The organism is Paraburkholderia sp. GAS33 (assembly GCF_050436645.1).
Classification (GTDB): Bacteria; Pseudomonadota; Gammaproteobacteria; order Burkholderiales; family Burkholderiaceae; genus Paraburkholderia; species Paraburkholderia phenazinium_B.
This window is the reverse complement of the sequence record NZ_JBNDMP010000018.1, coordinates 101,635-124,086: the sequence shown is the minus strand read 5'-3', so window position 1 is coordinate 124,086 and position 22,452 is coordinate 101,635. Positions and strand designations below refer to the sequence as shown.

At 61.8% G+C, this 22,452-nt stretch carries 18 protein-coding genes; 4 read left to right on the top strand and 14 right to left on the bottom strand.

Going from position 1 to position 22,452, the window contains the following annotated elements; translation table 11 throughout:
• Window positions 1–7: 7 nt before the first annotated feature.
• The 6 genes from P3T24_RS35525 to P3T24_RS35500 all read right to left on the bottom strand — a co-directional run bounded on the left by P3T24_RS35525 (window position 8) and on the right by P3T24_RS35500 (window position 6,323).
• Window positions 8–1,318, bottom strand: a complete 1,311-nt coding sequence (locus tag P3T24_RS35525) for an MFS transporter (protein ID WP_074266517.1) — start codon at window positions 1,316–1,318, stop codon at window positions 8–10.
• A 163-nt stretch (window positions 1,319–1,481) separates the two neighbouring features.
• Window positions 1,482–2,402, bottom strand: a complete 921-nt coding sequence (locus P3T24_RS35520; protein ID WP_429441450.1) for a LysR family transcriptional regulator — start codon at window positions 2,400–2,402, stop codon at window positions 1,482–1,484.
• Window positions 2,399–3,133 carry an ethyl tert-butyl ether degradation protein EthD gene (locus P3T24_RS35515; protein WP_429441449.1) on the bottom strand — a complete coding sequence of 245 codons (735 nt, stop codon included), beginning with the start codon at window positions 3,131–3,133 and terminating at the stop codon, window positions 2,399–2,401. The genes P3T24_RS35520 and P3T24_RS35515 overlap by 4 nt, the downstream gene beginning before the upstream one ends.
• Window positions 3,134–3,135: 2 nt before the next feature.
• Window positions 3,136–3,672 carry a 4-hydroxyphenylacetate 3-monooxygenase, reductase component gene (hpaC, locus tag P3T24_RS35510; protein ID WP_429441467.1) on the bottom strand — a complete coding sequence of 179 codons (537 nt, stop codon included), beginning with the start codon at window positions 3,670–3,672 and terminating at the stop codon, window positions 3,136–3,138.
• A gap of 31 nt (window positions 3,673–3,703) precedes the next feature.
• Complete coding sequence (locus tag P3T24_RS35505; RefSeq protein WP_429441447.1) at window positions 3,704–4,921, bottom strand: acyl-CoA dehydrogenase family protein; 1,218 nt, start codon at window positions 4,919–4,921, stop codon at window positions 3,704–3,706.
• A gap of 61 nt (window positions 4,922–4,982) precedes the next feature.
• The gene (locus P3T24_RS35500; RefSeq protein WP_429289299.1) at window positions 4,983–6,323 is read right to left on the bottom strand and encodes an MFS transporter; all 1,341 of its coding nucleotides are present in this window, start codon (window positions 6,321–6,323) and stop codon (window positions 4,983–4,985) included.
• A gap of 388 nt (window positions 6,324–6,711) precedes the next feature.
• Between P3T24_RS35500 and P3T24_RS35495 the strand changes: the two genes are divergently transcribed.
• From P3T24_RS35495 to P3T24_RS35485, 3 genes are all read left to right on the top strand, one after another.
• Window positions 6,712–7,833, top strand: a complete 1,122-nt coding sequence (locus P3T24_RS35495; RefSeq protein ID WP_074266512.1) for a porin — start codon at window positions 6,712–6,714, stop codon at window positions 7,831–7,833.
• 556 nt (window positions 7,834–8,389) lie between these two features.
• Complete coding sequence (locus P3T24_RS35490; RefSeq protein WP_429441445.1) at window positions 8,390–11,518, top strand: sensor domain-containing protein; 3,129 nt, start codon at window positions 8,390–8,392, stop codon at window positions 11,516–11,518.
• A 139-nt stretch (window positions 11,519–11,657) separates the two neighbouring features.
• The gene (locus P3T24_RS35485) at window positions 11,658–12,449 is read left to right on the top strand and encodes an SDR family NAD(P)-dependent oxidoreductase (protein WP_429405643.1); all 792 of its coding nucleotides are present in this window, start codon (window positions 11,658–11,660) and stop codon (window positions 12,447–12,449) included.
• Between the two features lie 90 nt (window positions 12,450–12,539).
• Here the strand turns inward: P3T24_RS35485 and P3T24_RS35480 are convergent, their stop codons facing one another.
• The 5 genes from P3T24_RS35480 to P3T24_RS35460 all read right to left on the bottom strand — a co-directional run bounded on the left by P3T24_RS35480 (window position 12,540) and on the right by P3T24_RS35460 (window position 16,915).
• Entirely contained in the window at window positions 12,540–13,301 is a 762-nt protein-coding gene (locus P3T24_RS35480; RefSeq protein WP_429441443.1) for a DUF4410 domain-containing protein, read from the bottom strand.
• Between the two features lie 165 nt (window positions 13,302–13,466).
• A complete protein-coding gene (locus tag P3T24_RS35475) occupies window positions 13,467–14,816 on the bottom strand; it encodes an ATP-binding protein (protein WP_429441441.1) in 1,350 nt (449 codons plus the stop codon).
• A 2-nt stretch (window positions 14,817–14,818) separates the two neighbouring features.
• The gene (locus P3T24_RS35470; protein ID WP_074266501.1) at window positions 14,819–15,532 is read right to left on the bottom strand and encodes a response regulator; all 714 of its coding nucleotides are present in this window, start codon (window positions 15,530–15,532) and stop codon (window positions 14,819–14,821) included.
• A 26-nt stretch (window positions 15,533–15,558) separates the two neighbouring features.
• A complete protein-coding gene (locus tag P3T24_RS35465; protein WP_429441465.1) occupies window positions 15,559–15,849 on the bottom strand; it encodes an EF-hand domain-containing protein in 291 nt (96 codons plus the stop codon).
• A gap of 67 nt (window positions 15,850–15,916) precedes the next feature.
• Entirely contained in the window at window positions 15,917–16,915 is a 999-nt protein-coding gene (locus tag P3T24_RS35460) for a hypothetical protein (RefSeq protein WP_429289236.1), read from the bottom strand.
• Window positions 16,916–17,217: 302 nt separating this feature from the next.
• On the opposite strand from P3T24_RS35460, the gene P3T24_RS35455 reads away from it, so the two are divergent.
• On the top strand, window positions 17,218–18,144 hold the full coding sequence (locus tag P3T24_RS35455; RefSeq protein ID WP_074266498.1) for a sterol desaturase family protein: 927 nt from the start codon (window positions 17,218–17,220) through the stop codon (window positions 18,142–18,144).
• A 12-nt stretch (window positions 18,145–18,156) separates the two neighbouring features.
• Here the strand turns inward: P3T24_RS35455 and P3T24_RS35450 are convergent, their stop codons facing one another.
• The 3 genes from P3T24_RS35450 to P3T24_RS35440 are packed head-to-tail and all read right to left on the bottom strand — an operon-like array spanning window position 18,157 to window position 22,354.
• Entirely contained in the window at window positions 18,157–19,698 is a 1,542-nt protein-coding gene (locus P3T24_RS35450) for an efflux transporter outer membrane subunit (protein ID WP_429289237.1), read from the bottom strand.
• On the bottom strand, window positions 19,695–20,771 hold the full coding sequence (locus tag P3T24_RS35445) for an HlyD family secretion protein (RefSeq protein WP_074266496.1): 1,077 nt from the start codon (window positions 20,769–20,771) through the stop codon (window positions 19,695–19,697). The genes P3T24_RS35450 and P3T24_RS35445 overlap by 4 nt, the downstream gene beginning before the upstream one ends.
• Before the next feature lie 11 nt (window positions 20,772–20,782).
• Window positions 20,783–22,354, bottom strand: coding sequence for an MFS transporter (locus tag P3T24_RS35440; protein WP_429441463.1), 1,572 nt, complete (start codon window positions 22,352–22,354; stop codon window positions 20,783–20,785).
• Between the last annotated feature and the right edge of the window lie 98 nt (window positions 22,355–22,452).

The window sequence follows — 22,452 nt, the reverse complement described above, 5'->3', positions numbered from 1 at the left end:
CCCTGCACTACGTCGAGGCGCGCGTCTCGTGCGTGAAGCGCAGCGTGACGACGGTCACGAGTCCGAGCAGCATGAGAAAGAGCGAAACGGGCCAATACGCGTGGTAGTGCGAAAGCAGCGCAACGGCAATCAGCGGAGACATGCCGCCCGCAAAAATCGATGCCACCTCGTGCCCAAGTGCAACGCCGGAATAACGCACCTCGGTGCTGAATAGCTCGCCAACGAGCGCAGGCAGGGTGCCGATCATCGCGCCGTGGCAGACCGCCGTGCCGAGCACGAGTGCCAGGTAGATCAGAGGCGTGGAATGCGTGTTCAGCAGCCAGAAAAACGGGAATGCCATGACCATGAGCGATACGGCACCGATCAGGTAGACGGGCTTGCGTCCCAGCTTGTCCGAGAGCTTGCCCCATAGCAGCATGGCGCCCATTTCGACCACCATGGCCAGCATGACGGCGGTGAGCATGGTCGAGCTGGCGATGCCGGCGAACTTGCCGTAGACCAGTGAGAACGCGAGAAAAATATACGCACCGCCATTTTCCGCTACGCGCAGACCCATCGCGATCAGGATTTCCTTAGGATGCCGTTTGATTGCTTCCAGTACCGGCATATGCGATGTCTTGCCTGCGTGCTCCGCGTTTTCGAACTCGCGGCTTTCCGGCAGGTTGTAGCGGATATAGACGCCGAGCGCAAAGATCAGGACGCTCGCGAGGAACGGCAGGCGCCAACCCCAGGCGAGGAACTGCGCGTGGGGTAGCGCCTGCGCAGCGAGAAAGGCGCCTGAAGACAGAACGAAACCGCCGCCCACGCCCAGTTGACTCCACGCGGCGTAGTAGCCGCGCTTCTCCGGCGGCGCATTCTCGCTGATCATCAGCACGCCGCCGCCCCATTCGCCACCGGATGCCACGCCTTGCAGCAGGCGCAGTGCGACGAGCGCGGCCGGCGACCACAGTCCGGCCTGGGCATAGGTCGGCAATAGCCCGATCCCGAAGGTCGCGACACCCATGATCAACAAAGTCCACACCAGCGACGCCTTGCGGCCGTGGCGGTCGCCGATGTGGCCGAACACGATGCCACCGAGCGGTCTTGCGACGAAGCCGATGGCGAATGCAGCGAATGCGCCTAGCGTACCGATAAGCGGGTCGGCATTGGCGGGAAAGAATAGTTGCCCGAAGACAAGCGCCGCAGCGGTTCCGTAGACGAAGAAGTCGTACCACTCCATCGCATTGCCTGCGACGGAGGCGACGACGATCCGGGTAAGGGCCGTACTATTGGACGCCGCAGTTGCGATTGACGGGGTGGATGGTTGCACGGATGCCATGTTTGCTCGGGAGGAAAGAGTCGGGCGTCGCGACCTCATCGAGAGGGCTCCGCATGGCAAACAGTTTCAACGCGCCATTTCGGTGCGTCAAATTCGCCGAAAATGGAGCCGGGTATCAGTGCAGCAAATGAGCGGCGCGGCAAATGAGTTCTTGAAGTGGGTTTTAAAAGCCGGCCTGATGAAACATTCCGTAGATCGCTTCGCGCAACCACGCGATGCCCGGGTCGGCCGAGAACTGCGCATGCGAGTGCACCTGAATCTCGATGGGCGGGAGCGCGAAAGGCAAGGGCAGAATCCGGAACGCCCCGTTCTGATTGAAGCGCTGGGCGATGCTCCGCGGGAAAATCACCGCGAGATCGGTGTGTCTGACGATTTCGGGCGCCACGACGAAATGCGGCAAGCGCAACACGACATCGCGCTTGAGACTCAAATCCTCCAGCCATTGCTCCACCATTCTGTGGCCGGTCGCGTTGGTGCTGGCATACACATAACGCAGACCCGCGAGGTCTTCTTTGGTGGGCGCCGGCGTTTGCAAAGGATGGCCGGCTCGCACGACGCAAACGTGCTCGTCGACGAATAGCGTCTTGCTGACGCAGCCGGGATCGAGTCCCGGCACATAGCCCAGCGCAAGATCGACCTTGCCGCTACGCATGGCGGCGGTCACCGATTCGACCGGAAAATTGGTGACTTCGATCCGGATGCCGCGCGCCGTGTGCTCGAGCATGGCGAGGATCGGCGGCAGGAAATAGAACTCCGACATATCGGACATCGATACGCGAAAAACCCGTTCAGCCGTTGCCGGGTCGAATTTCGTGAGCTGCTGCACCGCGACGTTGATGATCCCGAATGCCTGGGCGAGTGGCGGATATAGGTGGGCGGCCGCGTCGGTGGGGGCCATGCCAGTAGGCGTGCGGACAAATAGCGGATCGTCGAACAGCGTGCGGAGTCTGCGCAGTGCATGGCTGACGGCCGGTTGCGTCAGGCCCAGGCGGTCTCCCGCAGCAGTCAGACTGCGCAGATCCCAGATGGCCATGAACACGCGCAGCAGATTCAGATCGGTATCGCCCGGGTTTGATTTGGTCATGACCTTCGATCGCTTGGCACCTCGCGCAGATTACCGTAAATGCTGCGCATCGGGTAATGCGGGGTGCTCCCGCTATACGTCGGAAAGCGATCGAAGTCGCGCTTCATACGGGCGCGGACCGGAGAGGCCAGGGCGGCCGACAGGGCGAGCGGATCGTCGAATACCACCTTGTTGCGCTGCATTGCCGTGGCGCGCGGCAAGGCGAGGCCGCTGCGGTAGTCGACCCGCGTGTAGATCTCCAGCTCGCGGATGCCCGGAAGCTGGGCCATGAGCGGCGGATGGTGAATGAGGTAGTGCGTGAGCCAGGCATTGAAGTCGTCAGCTTCGCCTTCGTAGCTGACGAGATACGTGCATCGTTCGGCGGAATGTTGTGGTGCACCCGCACCTGCTGGCGTAGCGAATGTCCGAACAGCCATGACCTGCTGCGCGAAGAGGCTCTGATGTGAAGACGTACCCAAAATGTCGAGGGCGGCCTGGATGCAGCCGTCGCTTTCAAGCGCCGTCTCCAGCGCGCCAAGGTCGTCGAAATACCACTGCAGGACGCAGTGCGGATGTTTCTCAGGTGCGCTCAGCAAAGGATCGCCACGCGCGGGTTCCACTGGACGATGGATCACAAGACGCCGCAGACCATCTATCGCATGCGTTGCGGCATGCAGGGACGCAGCGTCGATCGTGGGCGCCCCGTCGGGCATATCGCCGACGGTGCCGATCAGAAAGAGGCAGACGTCCATGCTTACCTCGCCGTGCCGGCGCTGCCCGAAGGCGTCGCAATGCCAGGCCGCTCGAGGCGGTGGAACTGCCGTCCGAAATAGATCAGACCGTCGCCGTCCTCACGCATCGAAATGTGATCGATGCGCACGAACAGGACCGAGTGCGAACCTACCGCCTTGCTGTCGACAATCCGCCCTTCCAGTCTCGCGATGGCATCTGCCAGTACCGGCACGGCAGAGGAGCCGGCGGTCCATCCGCAATGTTCGAAACGCTCGTCCATCGAACAGCCTGTCATGCCGGCAAACGTGCGCGCTAGCTCCTGGCACTCCGCGGCCAGCACATTGATGCAGACACTGCGGTTTTGCCGCAGCAGGTCGTGCACGTAGCTGGTCTGGTTGATGCACACCAGCATGGTGGGCGGTGTGTCCGTCACCGAGCAGACTGCGCTGGCGGTGATGCCGCAGCGTCCACGCGGGCCGTCCGTCGTGATGATGTTGACCGCTGCCGGCAGATACGCCATTGCGTCGCGGAACTGGCGCCGGGTGTCGTCGCTCGTCATGGTGTTGTCCTCGGTCATAAGGGGCTCCGAATCACGGATAGGGCGTGACGGGCGGAATGCCGACGAACAGCGCACCCGATGCATCGTAGGTGCCATCGCCAAGAAACGCGTGTTGTGTCACCACGATCGAATCGCGCACCAGCCGCTGCAGACGATTCTCACGGTAGATCGCCGCAATCCCGGCCATCTGATACGCTTGCATCACGACCTCTGCGCCGACCTGCGCCGCATGTGTTGCGCTGAGCCGCAGGAGGTTCGCCTGAGCCGGCATCACGGGGTCGCCCGCCAGAATCGTGTGCCACGCGGCTTCCGCCGATTCGAAGAAGAAGGCCCGTGCGCTGCGCCAGTTGGCCTCTGCCTTCGCGAGACCTGAGCGGTAATAGGCGCGGTCCGCCAGACGCGGTGCGCCCGTGGTGGTCTGCGTGACGCCGGACATCTGCGCAAGCAGATCGAGCGCGGCGCGCGCCAGCCCGATGTTGACCGCGGCATGCACCTGGGCCTGATATGCGATGGCGGGGTATCGATAAAGCGGCTCGTCGATGAGCGCCGCGCCGCCGCGCACGAAGGTCCACTGGGCGTCGACGAACTTGTTCTGCAGACGCAGATCGTGGCTGCCGGTGCCTTGCATCCCGACCACGTTCCAGTTTTCGACGATCTCGACCTCGCTGGCCGGAAAGACGGCTGTGAACGGTTTCCCGGCGCCCGCTTCGCCCGTGTTGGCCGGGACGCCGCCGATGCCCACTCCGATCCAGTCCGCGCCCTTGCAACCGCTGGCGAAACGCCATTGCCCGCTGACCAGGTAGCCGTGCGGAGCCTGTGCGGCCTTCTGAAGCGGATAGAGACCACCGGCAAACACCTGATCCGGACCACCCGCGTAGATGTGCGCCTGAGTCTCGAGCGGCAGCGCCGCGAGATAGGTATTCGCGGAACCGAACGCCGCCACCCACGCAGTCGATCCATCGGCAATGGCGATACGTTCTAGTGTTTCCAGAAAACGCGGGGGCGGCAGTGCATCGCCGCCGAAGCGCTGCGGCGTGCTGGCGCGGAAAATACCCGCGCGTTTCATCTTTGCGACCATGTCACGCGGAATGTGGGACAACCGGTCGAATTCGTCCCGGCGGCGCTCGATTTCCTCGATCAGGATATCCAGGCTGATCGGGCCTGAGTACTCTGGATAGTCAGTGGCTGAACTGCCGGGCTGGGCGTTGTAGACATAAGTCGACGCGCCTGAGCTTTGGAGGGTTTGCATGCTCGATACCTTGAATGTATTGATGAAACAAATGGAGTCGCGGACTACCGCCGCCGCGGTGTCATTGAGCGTCCTGTCTCGCCTGCAGCCGGAGCGCCTTGGGGAAAGTCTCGGGCGCGAGACAGGTGGCGAGCACGGTAATCAGCCCAAGCACGCCGAGATAGAGGGCGACGGGCGTCGCACTGTGGTAATGCGCGAGCAGGGCAGTGGCGATCATGGGCGAGAGGCCGGCACCCAGCACCGATGAAATCTCCCGTCCAATACCGAGTCCCGAGAAGCGCAGATGGACCGGCAGCAATTCGCTGATGAAGGCGGGTTGCGCGCCTTCGAGTATGCCGAGCGTGATGCTGTTGGCGAGAATAAGGGCGGCCATGACCTTGACGAACTCGCCGGAGCTCAGCAACACGAAGTAGGGGTAAGCGACCAGAACAATTGCAATGGCGCCGACCAGGTAGACGGGCTTGCGGCCCACCTTGTCGGTAAGGTGTCCTGTGAACAGCGAGACCGGAATCATCAGCAGCATGGAGACCGTCAGGCCGCCGAGGAGCCACGACGATTTCAGGCCGATGAACTGACCGTAGGCGATCGAAAAGGCGAAGAAGATATACGATGCCGCGCCCTCGCCGAAGCGCAGGCCGAAGACCGTCAGCACCTGGCGGGGGCAACGGCGCAGCACTTCCGCAATTGGCAGACGGCTCTCTTTACCCGTGGCCCGGACTTCGGCAAACTCGGCGCTTTCCTCCACGGAGCGGCGCATCCACAGGCCGAGCACCACGAGCAGCGCACTGCAAAGAAACGGTAAGCGCCAGCCCCAACTCTGGAAATCATCGGGCGACAAGCGCTTGACGAGGAGGAACGCGAGCGTCGACAGGACGAAACCAAACGCTGCGCCGCCAGGGCTCCAGGCTGCGAGTGCACCGCGCTTCGACGCGGGGGCGCTCTCGTGAATCAGCAGGATGCTGCCGCTCCATTCGCCGCCCGCCGCAAGCCCTTGAAGGATGCGAAGCAGCACGAGCAATACCGGAGCCGCCAGGCCGACTTGCTGGTAGGTGGGCAGCAAACCCATGCAGACGGTCGCGGTTCCCATGGTCAGCAGGGTTAGCATCATGACCGTCTTGCGGCCGTAGCGGTCGCCAATGTGCCCGCACAGCACACCGCCGATCGGACGCGCGATAAAGCCCACCGTAAAGCCGCCGAATGCGGCAATCGTGCCTGTCAACGGATCGTTTCCGACCGGGAAAAACAGGCGGCCAAACACCAGCGCAGCGGCCGTGCCGTACAGAAAAAAGTCATACCACTCGAGCACCTGTCCAAGCACGGCAGTCGTCACGGCGCGACGCACCGTGCTGATGGGGCGGGCGGGAGTTGGGGGAGCAAGCGTCACTGTCGCGTCGGAGTTCATGGTATTGGGCACACACGAAGTTGGAGTTCCTGCTCGCCGGAGACCGGGGGCAGCAGGCAGAAGAGGCACTCGGGAAACATGGCCGAACGATAGGCGCGGCGAAAAGGCCGGTCAAATTCGGGACAAAAATGAACGCTATGAGCCGGCTTCATGTCGGGCGCGCTGCACTTGCCGAATTTCTCCCGAATAAGTCACGCTTATTTGTCAGGCTGTTTTTGGCTGATTTGCTGCCGGGAATATGCCAACTTAGATTTCGGTTCACGGGGTGGGTCTTCGCCATGTCGAAGTGCCGCTCCGTTGCGCGTGCTGGGTGAACGCCAAATCTTCTGCCCAATCAGATTAGTTCGTCATGCAAACGAAAGCTGGATAAATCATATAAGGAAACATTGTGAAGAAGCTGCTCCTCGCTTTGGCTGGACTCTCGTTCTCTAGTGCTGGGGCCTGGGCCCAAAGCAGCGTGACGATTTACGGCATCATCGACGACGGTCTGACGTGGTCGAGTAACCAGGGCGGCAAGAGCGCCTTGCAGATGCAGAGCAGCATTTCGCAGGGCAATCGCTGGGGTTTCAAGGGCGCCGAAGACCTCGGGGGCGGTACGAAGGCAATCTTCAGGCTCGAAAACGGCTTTAACGTCAATACCGGCGCGTTCAGCCAGGGCGGCCGGGAGTTTGGACGACTGGCTTATGTCGGCCTGACCAACGACACATACGGCACGTTGACGTTAGGACGGCAGGGCGAAGAAATCGGCGACTATATCGGCGCGCTATCGGCAAACGGTCTCTTGCCGGGTGGCATTCTGTTTCCGCACCCCGGGGACCTGGATAATAACGGCATCGACTTTCACCTCAACAATGCCGTCAAGTACGTCTCTCCAACCATTGCTGGCTTAACCGGTGTGGCGACCTACAGCTTCGGCGGCGTCGCGGGCGATGTCGCGCAGAACAGCGCGAAGTCCTTTGCGCTGCAGTATGTGAACGGCAGTCTGCAACTGGTGGGCGCCTATACCTCGATCGACCATCCGGCCACCGCAGTGACGGAGGGGGTATGGACGGCCACCAATACCGTCGACGGCAACTATGGACTCGCTGCCAGCAGCTACAAGGTGTTCGGGTTTGCCGCCGCCTACACGTTCGGTGCGGCGAAGTTGAGCGCCGACTGGACGCACACGCAGTTCGGTGGTCTCGACCCGACGGTGGGCGCGAAGATCGACGGACACGTGACGTTCAATATCGGCGAAGTGGTTGCCAGCTACATGGTGACGCCGACGTTGCAACTGGGCGCTGCGTACAGCTATACGATAGGGAATGTCTCCGCGACCGGGCAGGAACCGAAGTATCAGGAGTTCGATGCGAGCGCGGACTATTTTCTCTCCAAGTCCACCGATGTCTACCTGTCCGGAACCTATATGCATGCTGGAGGCGGAGCGGTTGCCGATCTCGCGCCCGTGCTCGAACCGTCCAGCTCGCCGAATCAGGTGGCGCTGCGGATCGGGATCCGCAAGCGCTTCTAGTTCCATGGCACTCAGCAGTCGCGGCTGGGGTTTACCAGCCTCGTGACAACATCAGACTTCGTCTCCCCGAAGGGACAGGAGGCCGAGCAGGATCTCATCGCGATGCGCGGCAAGTTCATGCGCGGATCGCGATTGAGTCTGTCATTAATGCGTTATGGATAATGATGCTTATAGGCGACGGGGACGGTATAAATCATCACAAGGCGCGCGGATTAAAGCTCTCCGAGGCTCAAAAACGCCGCACCTATTCTTGCCGCTGAAGTTTTGATGGCCAACTGCCGATAATGTGTTGAGGCAGCATTGGAGGTCAATTCATGAACTTCACCGGAAATCCGGCCCACAGCAAGTTGCGCGAGCGCAGGCTGTCGGCTGGCGCTACGGCGTCTTACCTCAATACCCGGCCCGAACCGCAGACCGGATCCGGGCGTATCCATTGCTCCGTTGAATTGCTGCACCCTGGCAGGGTGCCACGAATAGCGGGGCCTCGGTGAACTGGGCCGGTAGCACGGCTCGGCAGTGGCTTTCCCGGCACGGCACTGCGCTGCGGACCGTGCTGGTGAGCGTCATCGCCATCGGCTGTGTGGCGGCGGCAGCCTTCCAGATCTTCGCTTCCAGCGAACGGGCCGATGCCCGCATGGCCGCGGTCATCCAGGTCAAACAGGATCTTGACGTGCTGCAGGCGTTGCATGTCGACGCGAACACTGATTTTCTGAAGGGCCTCGGCACGAGCCGCTGGGCTTCCTACGCCTGGCCCATAGCACGGGTGGGTGAAGCGACGCGTTGCTACGACGACCTCGCGAAGCTCCTTGCGGGAACGCCTGACGCGCTCGCGACGGTCGCCAGGATGCGCGAGGCCAGCGCCCAGTGGGCGCAGCAACTGGACGAACTGACCGCAGGTGCGGTGAGCGTGCACGGCACGGCGGTCAACAGTTCGACCCTGCTTGCAGCAAACGAAACATTCAGCGTGATCGCCGTGGCGGTCGCACGACTGCGCGCACAGGAAGATGCACGCGCGCGGGCAGATGCCAGCTACGCCGCGCAGCGGCTTGCCATTGAGCGGACTGCCCTTGCCATCACTGCCGTACTGGCAAGCGGCCTGCTCGCTTACGGATTTACCGCCAATTACCGGATCTCACTTGCCCGCTCGCGCGCAAAGATCGTTGCGGACGAAGCGGAAAAGCGCTTTCGGGAATACTTCGAGAAACACCCGGTGGCAATGCTGATCTTCGAGGTCCAGTCACTCACCATTCTCGCGGCAAACGGGGCCGCGCAGCGTCAATATGCGTATGGTGCGGACGGTTTGAGCGGCATGCGCATCACCGCGCTTTTTCCGGCCGCTCAGCGCGTCTCGTTCGAGGAAAAAATAGAGCGATTCCACCGCGGGGCGGAGGGCAGCGAGGCCAGTGACACCTGCCTGCATATGCGACGCGACCTGAGCGTGATCACCGTGCAGATGTCCTATCATTTCCTGCAGTACGGTGGTCACGACGCCTGTTTCATCACAGCCATCGATGTGACCGAACGCGAGCAGGCCAAGCAGGAAATCCAGCAGGCCAAGCAGATGCTGGAGACGGTCATCAACAGCGTGCCGAACCGTATCTGCTGGAAAGACCGCGATCTGCGATATGTCGGCTGTAACCGGCCGTTTGCTGCCGACGCCGGCTTCACCGAGGTCGAACAGGTCGCTGGTCTGGGTGACTTCGACATGCCGTGGAAGGAGTCATCAGCACAGCTCATCAATCTCGATGCCCAGGTCATGCGAACGCGTGAGCCTCTGGTGTCGCAGGAAGAAAGCCTGCGAATGCAGGACGGCAGCCTGCACTGGCTGTGCATAACAAAAGTGCCATTGTCCGACGCGCAGGGAAACGTGACAGGAGTGCTGACCTGCTACGAGGACACCACCTCGCAGAAAAGGGCCGAACTCGCGTTGCGTTTGCGAAGCCGCGCGCTGGACGCGAGCGTCAACGCCGTGCTTATTACGCGTGTGACCGCCACGGGCGGTGCGGTTATCGAATACGCCAATCCTGCTTTCGGGCGGATTACCGGTTATGCGCCGGAAGACGTTCTTGGGCGCGATGGCGCATTCCTGCTGGCACGTGATCGTTCGCGGCCTGGCTTTGATCAACTGGGTCACGAACTGGCCGCGCAGCGGGAAGTCAGCACCTTGCTGCACAGCACCCGGGCCGACGGCTCCCTGTTCTGGAATCAGCTCTACATCGCGCCGGTGCGCGATGAGAGCGGTGCGATTACCCACCACATCAGCGTGCTGAACGACGTTACCGAACTGGTTGAATCGAGAGATCGGTTGCATATGCAGGCGCGCAGCGATGCACTGACGTCACTGCCCAATCGTGCCGTGTTGCGCGAGTGGATCGAACGCGCTGTCCGGCATGCACAGCCGGGCGAGGTGACTTTCGCAATCCTGTTCATGGATATCGATCATTTCAAGGACGTCAATGACACGCTCGGCCACAGAGCCGGTGACGGTCTGCTGCAGCATGTCGCAAGAGAACTGCGAACCTGTGTTGGGCCAGATGATCTGGTGGTGCGTTACGGCGGGGATGAATTTGTCCTTGCTGTTGCCAAACCGGAAACCGATGATCGTCTGAAAGGCGTGCTGTCATTGATACACGCGTGCCTGAAAGAACCGGTTTCGCTCGAAAATGTCCTCGTGCACGTGCAGATGAGTCTCGGCATCGCCTGCTTTCCCGATGATGGGCACGACGTCGAAACCCTCCTCAGGCACGCCGACCTCGCCATGTACCGCGCAAAAGCGTCGGGACCCAATGCCATCCAGCGCTTCGACCTGAGTTTTGCGCAGGCAGCGCAGGTGCGTACGACACTGTCGCGACGCATGCGCATTGCACTCGAAAGCGGTGGATTCAAGCTCGTCTACCAGCCGCAGGTCGACATACAGTTGAACCGCATTACTGGCGTCGAGGCGCTGATCAGATGGCACGATGCCGAGTTGGGGCACGTCAATCCCGCCTCCTTCATCCCCGTTGCAGAGGAAAACGGGCTGATTGGCCCAATCGGCCAATGGGTTCTCGAGCAGGCCTGTGTGCAGGCCAGAGCGTGGCAGCAGGTGATGCCTGGACTGCGCATGTCAGTCAACGTTTCCCCACTCCAGTTCGTGCGGGGCGATTTCCTTCAGGTCGTCCAGCGTGCCCTTGCGGGAGCGGGGTTGCCGTCCCGGTTACTGGAACTGGAGATCACCGAAAGTGTGCTGGTGGCGCCCGGCGCGACGGAGGTTCTGAAGGACTTGCGCGAACTGGGCGTGGGCATCGCGATTGACGATTTTGGTGCGGGCTATTCGAGCCTTTCCTACCTGCGGACATTTCACGCCGACCGCCTCAAGATCGATATGTCGTTTGTACGGGGCATCAGTCTCAACCGTGAAGACGAGGCGATTATTACCGCCATTCTCGCAATGGGCCGCAGCCTTGGGCTTTCTGTCGTTGCAGAAGGCGTGGAGACTGCGACGCAATTGTCCTTCCTCGTAGACCTCGGATGTGATTTTGTGCAGGGCTATTACTTCGCGAAACCCATGCCGGCGCGCCATGCGATGACATACATGGCCGGATTCAAAACTCCCTTGAATGATTCTGCAAAACCGGCCGCTGAAGTCGGCGAAGAGCCGGTTGTGGGGTTCGACGTCAATCGGAGTGGTGCACGAAGATCGTAAGGAGCAGGGTCTAGTGGACCGATGCACTACACGCCGCTGGCAGCCTCAAATCGTCTATATTGACTTCTTGAGACGTAACCTCTCATGCTGATGCATCTACTGTTGCCTGCATAACAGCAGGCGGGAAAACGGGGGCGTTATGAGTGAGCTGACAGGGAAGGGCGCGATCGTAACCGGTGGCGGACGCGGTATCGGGCTGGCATGCGCACGGTTGATTGCGCAGCGCGGCGGATCCGTAGCACTGCTGGGCGAGGACCGCGAAGTGCTGGAACAGGCAGCCCTGACGTTACGTGCCGAAGGACACAATGTCATCGCGATCGCCGCCGATGTTTGCATCGAGGACCAGGTTGCCGCCGCGATGGAGCAGTCCGCCGCATTTCTGGGTTCGATCGACATACTGGTCAACAATGCGGCAATTCAGCCCTATGGCACTGTTGCGTCCATGGGCTCCGCCGAGTGGGACCGCGTTATCGGTGTCAATCTGCGAGGTACGTATCTGGCATGTCATCACGCATTGCCGCACATGCTCAAACTGCAACGCGGTTCGATCATCAACATCGCCTCAGTTCAGGCCCTTGCTAACCAGGCCCGGGTTGCCGCCTATGCGACGTCGAAGGGTGGCATGCTTGCTTTGACGCGCTCTCTCGCAGTCGATTTTGGTCCTGCCGGCATACGCGCAAATGCAGTCTGTCCGGGCTGCATCGATGCGCCGATGACACGCTTTTCGGCCGCTGAAACCGCTCCTGGGCGAGAGGAAGAAATCCTTCGGGAGTGGGGTAAAGCACAGCCGCTCGGCCGTATTGGGCGCCCGGAAGAAGTCGCCGAGGTCGTCGCGTTTCTGGCCAGCGATCGCGCAAGTTTTTGCACAGGCGCGGAGTTCAGGGTTGACGGGGGGCTGATGGCGAGCCTCGGCGTAGCACTGCCGGAGTGACGGAAACCACGACTGACATCCTGGGCCGGTTCGATAGGTGCCCTATACTCCGCACGCGTCCGGCCAGATGCCGCCAGGTTGAGACTGGCGTCAGTCGATACGTTTAGCCGACATCCACCCGTTTGCGGTGTTTGCCGCTGCAATCTGCTTCGCGATCGAATCGCCCAGCTTTTTCGCGTCACCACTCACGCCGTCCTGCTTCACCTCGGACACGCCATGCAACGCCGTGCCTGTCGCTGCAGCTGTTGCAATATGACCAGCCGCTGCACCGACCCCCGCTGTTTCCGCGATGCCCGGCATATGGCCGCTGTCGGCGTTAGCGGAAAAGCTTTGCAGTGCGATCGGTGTGCCTGCGGCGGGCTTATACAGGATCTGCACCGACGCACTCACTTCGCTTTTGCCAGCCCCAAGACCAATCAGGATGCGACGGCGACGCTTGCCTTCGTCGATCGTCTGGAAGCTGCCTTCGACGACCAGCGCATTCTGGTTCGCCGGTGCGGGGCCATCCACGCGCACCGCGTGCAGCCCCATCGATTGCAGGTCGCGGACGATTTCGTTAGCGACCTGTTCGCGCGTATCGATCGCGGTCTGAACCTGCTTTTGCGCAGACGATTCGCCGCTCATCGCCGACCCAATTTTCTGTGCGATGCCGCTGTCCATTTTCACCTGCCCGGGCGTGGCGTTAAACGAATACACATAGATGACGTCAGCACGAACGTGCGGCGCAGCGCTGGTTTGCGTTGTGCCGTTGATGCCCGAGGCGCAGCCCGTCAAGAGTAGCGATCCTGCCACGAGTGCCATGCCTGCCAAACGTTTTGCATTGCGAACGAGGGATTTGAATGAGGTTTGCATGTCGATCCTGTCATCGGCACCGTGGCGCCGGAAAATGTCGGGGGGAGGTGTGCCGCAGCACGCAGACGTGAGTATGGGAGGAAGTGGCTCCGCACACCATTCAGGAATTGTGTCGCGCGATGTCGCCGGGATTCGTCGCACGCGGGCAGGGGATACCCGCGTTTTTTATGAAGAATGCCGGTTTAGCGGCAACGTGACGTGCGCCTCGAGACCGCCGCCTTCACGCGTGCGAAACTGAAGCGAGCCGCCGTGCAGGCGTGCGATGCGCTCGACGATGGCGAGCCCGAGACCTGTGCCGCCCGAATGCGTCCGTGCGTTCGTGCCGCGGCTGAACGGCGTCTTGAGCTTTTCCATTTCCCCGGCGGCAATTCCGCTGCCGCGATCGCAGACGGCGACGCATGCGACATCGTCTTCGGTCCACGTGCGCACAGCGAGACCTGTGCGCCCATAGACAACCGCGTTCTGCATCAGGTTCATCAGGAGCCGCATCAGGCTCACGGGCCGGTACGCGAACACGGCGACTTCGCCGAGCGATAGTTCGAACTCGTGTCCGAGCCCCGCGAAATCCGCCGCGAGCTGACCGATGAGCGCGTTGAGATCGCCCGGCAGCGGCGCCTCGCGCTCGCCGCTGCCGGCGTAATCCATGAACTGCTGGAGAATCGTGTCGATGTGGTCGAGATAGCTTTCCGCCGACGCCACGAACGTATCGTCGGCGCCACGCGGAATCGCCATCGCCATCGCGAGACGCAGCTTGGTGAGCGGCGTGCGGATGTCGTGAGACACCCCAGCGAGCATCAGCGCACGCGTCGCTTCGGCCTGCTGCAACGCCTGGGTCATCTGGTTGAACGCGCTACTCACCTGGGCGATTTCGGTCGGCCCGTCGGTCGGGAGAACGACGGGCGCTTCGCCCGCGCTCACGTGTCGCGCGGCGCGCGCCAGATCTTTGAGCGGTCGGTTGATGTGCAACTGGATCAGATAACCCGTTAGCGCGGCCAGCAACGCGAGGCCCACGGAGAGCACGAGCGTCGTGGTGATGCCGCTCGCCTGCGCATCTTCGGTCATCGGCAGCGCAATCCAGCAGGGCGCGCCGGCTACGTGCACGCGAATCCAGAGCCGCTCGCCATCGCCGGTCTGCCAGCGCACCAGCATGTCGGGCGGTAGATAGTGCTGCAGTGCGCCGACGAAGACGTCGCGTTGCCACGTGCGAAACAGGCGGACCGGGCTGCGCTGCGGTTCGACGCCAAGATGTTCGGGCGTCTCTGTCTGAGCGCCGAGGCGCGCGGCCGCGGCACGGCCTTCGTCGGGTGGCATGGCGGCCAGCACGCCATCGAGCGTCTTGACGTAGTCGGCGAAGATGATCGCAGCACGGTCGATGCGCGGGCGCTGCACGAAATGCAGCAGCACCGCAAACGAGCATGCCTGGGTCAGTGCGACGAGCGCCACCAGCAGCACGATATTGCGCGCCAGCAGCGAACGCGGCAGCCATCTGCCGCGACGGTTTGAACGCGTAGGCATGCTCACGAGTCGATGCCTGCCACGAGCATGTAGCCGACGCCCCAGACGGTCTTGATGAAGCGCGGTTTCGACGGATCGTCTTCGACGATCTGGCGTAACCGCAGAATCTGCACGTCGATGCTGCGATCGAGCGCGTCATGGTCGCGGCCGCGCGCCCGCGCAAGCAGGTTTTCGCGGCTCACCGGCCGGTTCGGCGACGACCCCAGCGCATGCAGCAGCAACATCTGCGCGGAGTGCACCTCGACCGGCTCGCCACGATGCAGCAGCGTTTGCGTACCGACGTCGAACTGGTATTCGCCGAAGCGCAGCGTTTGCGAGGTCACGGTCGGCACGCCCGCGGCCATTTTCTGGCGGCGCAGCAGCGCACGGATGCGCGCGACGAGTTCATCAGGGAGAAACGGCTTCGCGAGGTAATCGTCGGCACCGGTTTCGAGGCCGACCACGCGGTCGACCGGGTCGCCTTTCGCGGTCAGCATGAGGATGGGCAGCGTCTGCCCTTCGGCGCGCAGCCGCCGGCATATCGTCAGCCCGTCTTCCGGTTCCATCATCAGGTCCAGCACGAGCAGGTCGTACGGTTCGCGCTGCAGGTAGCGGTCGAGCTGCTTGCCGTCGGCGACGACGCGCACATGGAACCCGTGGCCGGTCAGAAACCGTTGCAGCATGTTGCGCAACTCGGCTTCGTCGTCCAGCACGATAATCCTGTTCACCTGCTCCATGACGCGTCTCCTGGCTTCATTGGCATTCAGCGTGACATTGCTTTCTGTTGCATCCGTGCCTCGATTTGCGGCAGCGTGACATAACCGACGTGCTGCGTATCGATTTCGTCGAAATGTTTCGCGACCATCGGCATACCCGCAGCCGCCTGTTCCCGCGTCAGCTTGCCGTCGCCCGTCGTGTTGGCACTGGCAAAGCGAGCCTGCAATTGTTGCATCGCACGCTCGCCGCGCGGGGTATCCGCAGGTGGCAGTGCGCTCTGAGCCGAAGCCGTTGCCGAAACAATACACAAGACAAGAACCGCGATCATCTTTTTCATCATTTACTCCGTGGTGTGGCCGACGCTCATGGCCGGCAGGGTTAATTCATTGATCTGATGTTTGCCGTTACGCCCAGTGCGCCGGCACCCAGAAGCGCCCAACCCAGTGGCCCGGCACGAATACAGCAGGACGCGGCGCGGGCGCTACATACACAGGACGCGGCGCGACATACAGCGTGCGGGACTGCGGCGCGATGAACACGACACGCGGCGGAGGCGGCGCGACGTAGACCACCTTGGGCGGGGGCGGTGCAACGTAGACGGTCTTCGGTGCAGCAGGTGCAACGTAGGCGACGGGCGGCGGTGGCACGTATGCAACCGGAGGCGCGACGACCACGGGTGCCGGCGCCACGACCACCGGTGCGGGTGCGACGGCGACTGGTGCCGGCGCGACCACGACCGGTGCGGTACCCACGGCAACCGTAGCGCCCACCGTCGTGACAGTGCCACCGGTGGTCACTGTGCCGCCGTGCACAACCGTCGTGCCGCCGCCCGTCGTGACTACGCCAGCGGCCACGCGTGTCGCGCTGCCCGAATGCGTGACGGTTCCACCGTCGGTGCCCGTCACGGTGCCGGAACGGGTGCAGGTGGAACCGGCGCAGTCTGTCGATGCCGTGTGACTAGTGGTGTTGCCGTTCGCGGCAGTAATCGTGCCCGAAGACGAATACTGACCCGGCGCGTTACGCGTCACGCTGCCCGACGTCGTGGCGCTGTGGCCGTCCGAGCCGGTCAGGGTGCCGGTGTGGTCGCACGTACCGCCTGCGCAGCTTGTGTCACCCGAGTGCTGGACCTGGCGTCCGTTAGGGCCGGTGGCTGTGCCCGAATTCGAAAACTGGCCGGGAGCAGTGCGAGTGACGGTGCCGGTGTTGGTGGCGATACCGCCATAGGGATTCGCGACGCCGCCTGCGTGCGTACAGCTGCCGCCCGTGCAGGAGCCGTAATGTGCGCCGTTGTAGGTGCCGTGCGGCGTGTAGGCAGTGCCATGACCCGACCATCCGGCGAAGGCGGGTGTGCTGAGGGCGATGAGCAGCGCAGCGCTGGCTGCGGTGAGGTGGCGGAGTTTCATGAGGTGTCCTTCAAGGTTCGGTTCAGTCACGCACTGCGGCGTGGCAACGGGACGAACTATAAAAGGAGCTCGCGAAATAATCGCCCGGTAAAAGATGTCGCGGTGTTACACCATGGCGGCGCGCCGCCAGCAGCCGGGCTGCGCGGCCGGCTTGCCGTCGCGGCCGGAGTTCCGTGACATCTGGCGACATGGTTTACGCGTGGTTTTTGGCCGGGCAGCCCACTACATTAGCTTCACCCGACGCGATAGCGGCTTTACCCGCAGACGACGCGTCTCACCTCTCAACCCGTTATCTGCCCATCATGTTGACTACTGGAAAAATCGCGCTCTTTGTTACGTTGTTCGTCATTGGTGTCTCGCTGATCGAGGCATGGGTGCTCACCCGCACACAGCGCAATAGCGCTTTGCCGTTCGACTGGTATGAAGTATGGATTTCGTTGGCGGATGTAGCCGGCCGCAAGCTGCTCGCGCTGTTGCCGCTTTCGCTCGCGACGCCGGTCTTCGCCCTTGCCTGGGATCACCGGATCTTTACCGTCACGCTCAACAGCGCGTTGATGGTGTTCCTGCTCTTTATCGGACAGGAGTTCTGCTACTACTGGTATCACCGTGCGTCGCACCGCATCCGCTTTTTCTGGGCGACGCATGCGGTTCATCACTCGCCGAACCAGTTGACGCTTTCGTCTGCTTATCGCCTCGGCCTGACCGGCAAACTGACTGGCTCGGCGATCTTCTTCGCACCGCTCGTGTGGCTCGGTGTGCGCCCTGAAATCGTGCTGGCGACGCTGAGTTTCAATCTGCTTTACCAGTTCTGGCTGCATAACACGTGGACGCCGAAACTCGGCTGGCTTGAATACGTGTTCAATACGCCTTCGGCACATCGCGTGCACCACGCATCGAATGTCGATTATCTCGATGCGAACTTTGGCGGCGTGCTTGTCATCTTCGATCGCCTGTTCGGCACCTATGTGGAAGAACGCGCCGATGAGCCGTGCCGTTACGGTCTCACGACACCGACGCGCTCACGCAATCCGCTTGTCGTCGAATTCGAGCACTGGGTTAGTCTTGCACGGGATATCGCGTCGGCGCGGAGCGTGTGGGCTGCGATCTGCTATGTGATCTTGCCGCCGGGCTGGCGCGCTGATGGTTCCGGCGAAACAACTGAGGCACTGCGTCGGCAGAGCCTGGTTGCAGCGCGTACCGTTCCGGTGAGTACTACCCAGGGACGGTGAGCGATGCTCCCATCAACGCGACACGTCTTGCCTGGCATAAGTCGACTCCCAGCCACCGCCAAGCGCCTTGCAAAGCGTGATCAGATTCGCGTCAGCGGTTGCCTTGCTTTGTTCAAGATTGCTTTCGCCATCGAGCAACTGCCTCTGTACGTTCAGCACGTCGAGATAATCGAGTGCACCGGCCTTGTAACGCTGCTGCGCGACCGACAGTGCGCGCTGGTTCAGAGCCACCACCTCCGTCAATCGGTCACGCCGCTGCTGCTCGGCATCGTAGACCACCAGCGCATCGTCCACCTCGCGCCACGCTTCAAGTACGGTGCGTTGATAGACGATCGCGGCTTCCTGTTGTTGCGCCTCACGCAGATGCAATGTCCCCTTGAGCCGTCCGCCTTCGAAAATCGGCATCGTGATGGAGGGTCCGACAACAAACTGCCCCGACGCCCAGTTGGCGAGGCTCGAGAGCTGCAGACTCTGAAAACCTGCGCTGCCATTCAGCGAAATGCGCGGATAAAAATCGGCCTTTGCCATACCGATCGAGGCAGTGGCAGCATGCAGCTGTGCCTCCGCTTGCCGGATATCCGGTCTGCGTTGCACCAGCTCCGACGGAAAGCCGATGGGTACCTGCGCAGGCAGCTCGGGGACGTCATGCGGCTCGCTCAGTGTTTGCGCGAGCGCGCCTGGCTCTTCGCCGAGTAATACGCCAATCGCGTTGATCGTGGTCTCGCAGCGCGATTCGAGCGTCGGGATCAGGCTCTCGATCGAAGCCACCTGCGCGGAAGCGTTGGCCACGTCCAGATCCGTCGTCACGCCTTCGCGTACCTGGACTTGCGTGAGTTTCGTGGTATCGCGAGCAAGTTCGAGGTTTTGCTTCGCAATGCGCAGCAACGACTGTGTATCGCGAAGCTCGATATAGTCTCGCGCGAGTTCGGCGCGGGCTGACAGCAGCACAGCATTTCGATCCTCGTAAGAAGCTTGCGTCAAGGCAGTCGCAGCTTCCACTCCGCGTCGATTGCGGCCCCAGATATCGAGTTCCCAGGAGGCGTCGAAGCCCGCCTGATAGAGGTTGTACGCCGGCGAACCCTTGGAGCCCGGCAACGGCGCGACGCCAAGCGGCGTATTACCCGAAGCGGATTGTGACTGCGTTTCGGTCGGACTAACCCCGAGCAGCGACAGGATGCCGTTCGGACTTCCGCGCTCGCGGTCATACGACGCAGCGCCGTCCAACGTGGGATATTCTGCTGCACCTGCGACGCGCTGCTCAGCCCGGCTTTGGCGAAGGCGCGCCGATGCCGCGGCCACATCGAGGTTCGCATTGGCCAGTTGCTGTTCGAGCGTATTCAAGGTGGGATCGTTGAACAGGGTCCACCAGTCCGTATCGAAGTCGGTCTCGACAGCCTTGCTTGGAGCCTGCGCCGCCTGAGTGCGATCGAACACTTGCGGCGGCGTGGACGTCACGGGAGGTTCGAAGTTCGGCCCAACCGTACAGCCCGCTATCACGAGGCACGCCAGTATCTCCAACACCAGCGCGCTGAAAGAAAAGCCGTTCGTATTCATTTTCTCTCTCCTGCTTCGGCCAGGGTATCGCTATGCTGACCCACGGCAACTTCCGTTTCGACAGACAGCCCCACGCTCAGCGCAGACGCTGCCTCCTGACCTCGATCGATCGTGATCTTCACCGGCACGCGTTGCACCACCTTCGTGAAGTTGCCCGTCGCGTTGTCGGGTGCGATAGGCGCGAAGGCCACGCCGGTTGCAGGCGCGAGGCTATCGACACGACCATGAATCACAACGCCAGGAAAGCTGTCGACCTTGATGCGTACGCTCTCGCCAGGGCGCATGTTGGTGATCTGGTTTTCCTGGAAGTTAGCAACAACGTAAGCGTCCGAAAGCGGCACGATCGCGAGAACCGGCGCACCTGGCGTCACGAACGCTCCAACCCGTGCGGAACGCCGTCCAACCTTGCCGTCCACCGGGGCGCGAACCTCCGTATAGGACAGATTGAGCTGTGCCTGATCGAGCGCCGCTTCGGCGCGTGCGAGTGCGCCGGCTGCCTTATCGCGTTGGGTACGCAATACGTCGAGATTCTGCTCGGTCGACGCCAGCGCGGCCCGGTCGTGTGCCTGTTGCGCGAGTTGCTCGGCGAGCGTGCTCGACGCGTGCTGTTGCTCTTGGGTTGTTCCCGCACCTGCGTCCGAGAGGTCCTGATATCGCGAGGCGTTGGCTCTTGCAAACCCGATCGACGCATCGTCCGATTTGAGCGTCGCGCTCGCTTGCTCGACCAGCGAGGGCTGCCGCGCGATCTCGGCGTCGTAGTTCGCAACGGACGCCTTTGCCGCAGCCACGTCCGCTTCCGCACTCATCAAAGCGGCCTTGAAGTCGCGATCATCGATACGGACCAGCAATTGCCCGGCCTTGACCGACTCGTTGTCGTTGACGAATACGTCGGATATCTGACCGGCGATACGCGGCGCCACCAAGGTGAAATCGGCTTCAACGTAAGCGTCGTTAGTGGATTCGGTATTCGAGTTGCCGGTCAGGCTTGTGCAAGCCCACGCACCAATGCCGGCCGCAACAAGCAACGCGGCAACACGAATAATCCTGAGGGGAGATTTAGCAGCGGATGACATAAGAACCGTCCTTAGCGTGAAGTGGAGGGCGTCGTGCACCACGGCGGGTAGATCCGCACGGGTAACACGGGCACCAGGAAAAGGAGGGCGATGGCAACACCCGCCATGACCCGGTAAAGATCCGCCGACGTCAGCACCACTGCCTGCTCGTGGATCCGGTGTGCAAGTTCGCCGAGGCTATTTGCTGCGTCGACGCTTTGACTTGCTACAAGCGCGTGGTTGCCTAAATGGTCCACGAGCATGTTCGAATGAAGGTGTTCCCGATCGGTGCTCAGCCCTTCGATGAGCGCCGTTGCCACAGCCGCTGAAAAGGTTTTGAGCGAGTTGAACATCGCCGAAGCAAATGGGCCGTCTGTCGGGGCCAGGCCCGTCGTCACACCCATCAGGATTCCCAGGATTACCATCGGCTGCGCGACGATCTGGATCGATTGAAGCCAGTAGAAGTTGTTGCGAATCCACTCTGAGGTAATGAAGCTCCCCATCAGGCACGTGGCAAGCATGAGGCACAGGCCGATCGCCATGACCCAGCGGTGATCGACCCGCCGCAGATTCAGAACGGCAGCGGTCAGTGGGAGCGTGATCAGGAGCGGGATAGCAACCAGCAACGACAAGGGCGCAGTCTGCAGCGGCCTGTAGGCATGAACGCTCGCGAGATACTGGCCGGGTATTGCGGCCACACCCACCAGCAGGATCACCGCGCCCAGCAGGGTCGTCAGTCCGTGCGTGAAGTTTCTGCGCGACAGCAACTGCAGCTTGAAAAAAGGCAGCGGGTGAAACCACTCGTTGACGAGGAATATCGCAAACAGAAGCCCCCCGCCAATAAACATCACGCGAATGAGCTCGGAATTGAGCCAGTCCAGACGATCGCCTTGCAGCAGGCCCGTCACGAGCATCGCGACGGCCGGAAATCCCGTCAGAAACCCGGTCCAGTTGAATGCCTTGAGCCGTTCGAGTTTGAGGGGATCGGCGGGAAGCCCTTGCTGGATCGCCACACAGCACGCGATACCAAGCGGCACGATTTGCCAGAACGCCATCTGCCAGCCGACATACTCGGTCCACAAAGCAGCGAGCGGCGTGCCGAGCGCCGGTCCAAAGGTCGCCGTGAGGGCGTAGCCCGCGAGGCCGTATAGCTTCACCTTGGGCGGAAGGTAGCGCAGCGCCACGATGATCAGCATCGGGGGCAGACATCCCCCTGCAATTCCCTGCAGGACGCGCAGCGCATAGAGCGTCAGCAGGTTTGGTGCGAAGGGGCAGAGGATCCCGAACAGCATCGTCGCGATCACGGCGCCGATGGTGAATCGCTTGAGCGTGAACGTGATGCCAAACCACGGAGCAAACACCATCGTCGCGACATTGGCTGCTTCGAATAAAGCGGTCAGCCAGGTTCCGTCGTCATGCCCTATCAAGAGCGCGCCCTGAATGTCCGCCAGGGACTGCGCGGTGACCTGTTCGTTGAGAATAGCCAATAAAGACGCGAGCAGCATTCCAACGAGACCAATCGCCAGGCGAAGCGGAAGCGCGGATTGTGCGGGCGCCGCCTGCGCAGGAGCGGCTGTCGTCGTTAAAAGGTTGGCTGTAGTCATGGCAATCCCGTTACTGTTCAGGTTCAATAGGGCTTCTAAATGTCGGTGTTGGAGATCACATGAGAAGCGAAGACTCTCCGGCACCGATAGCGACCGGC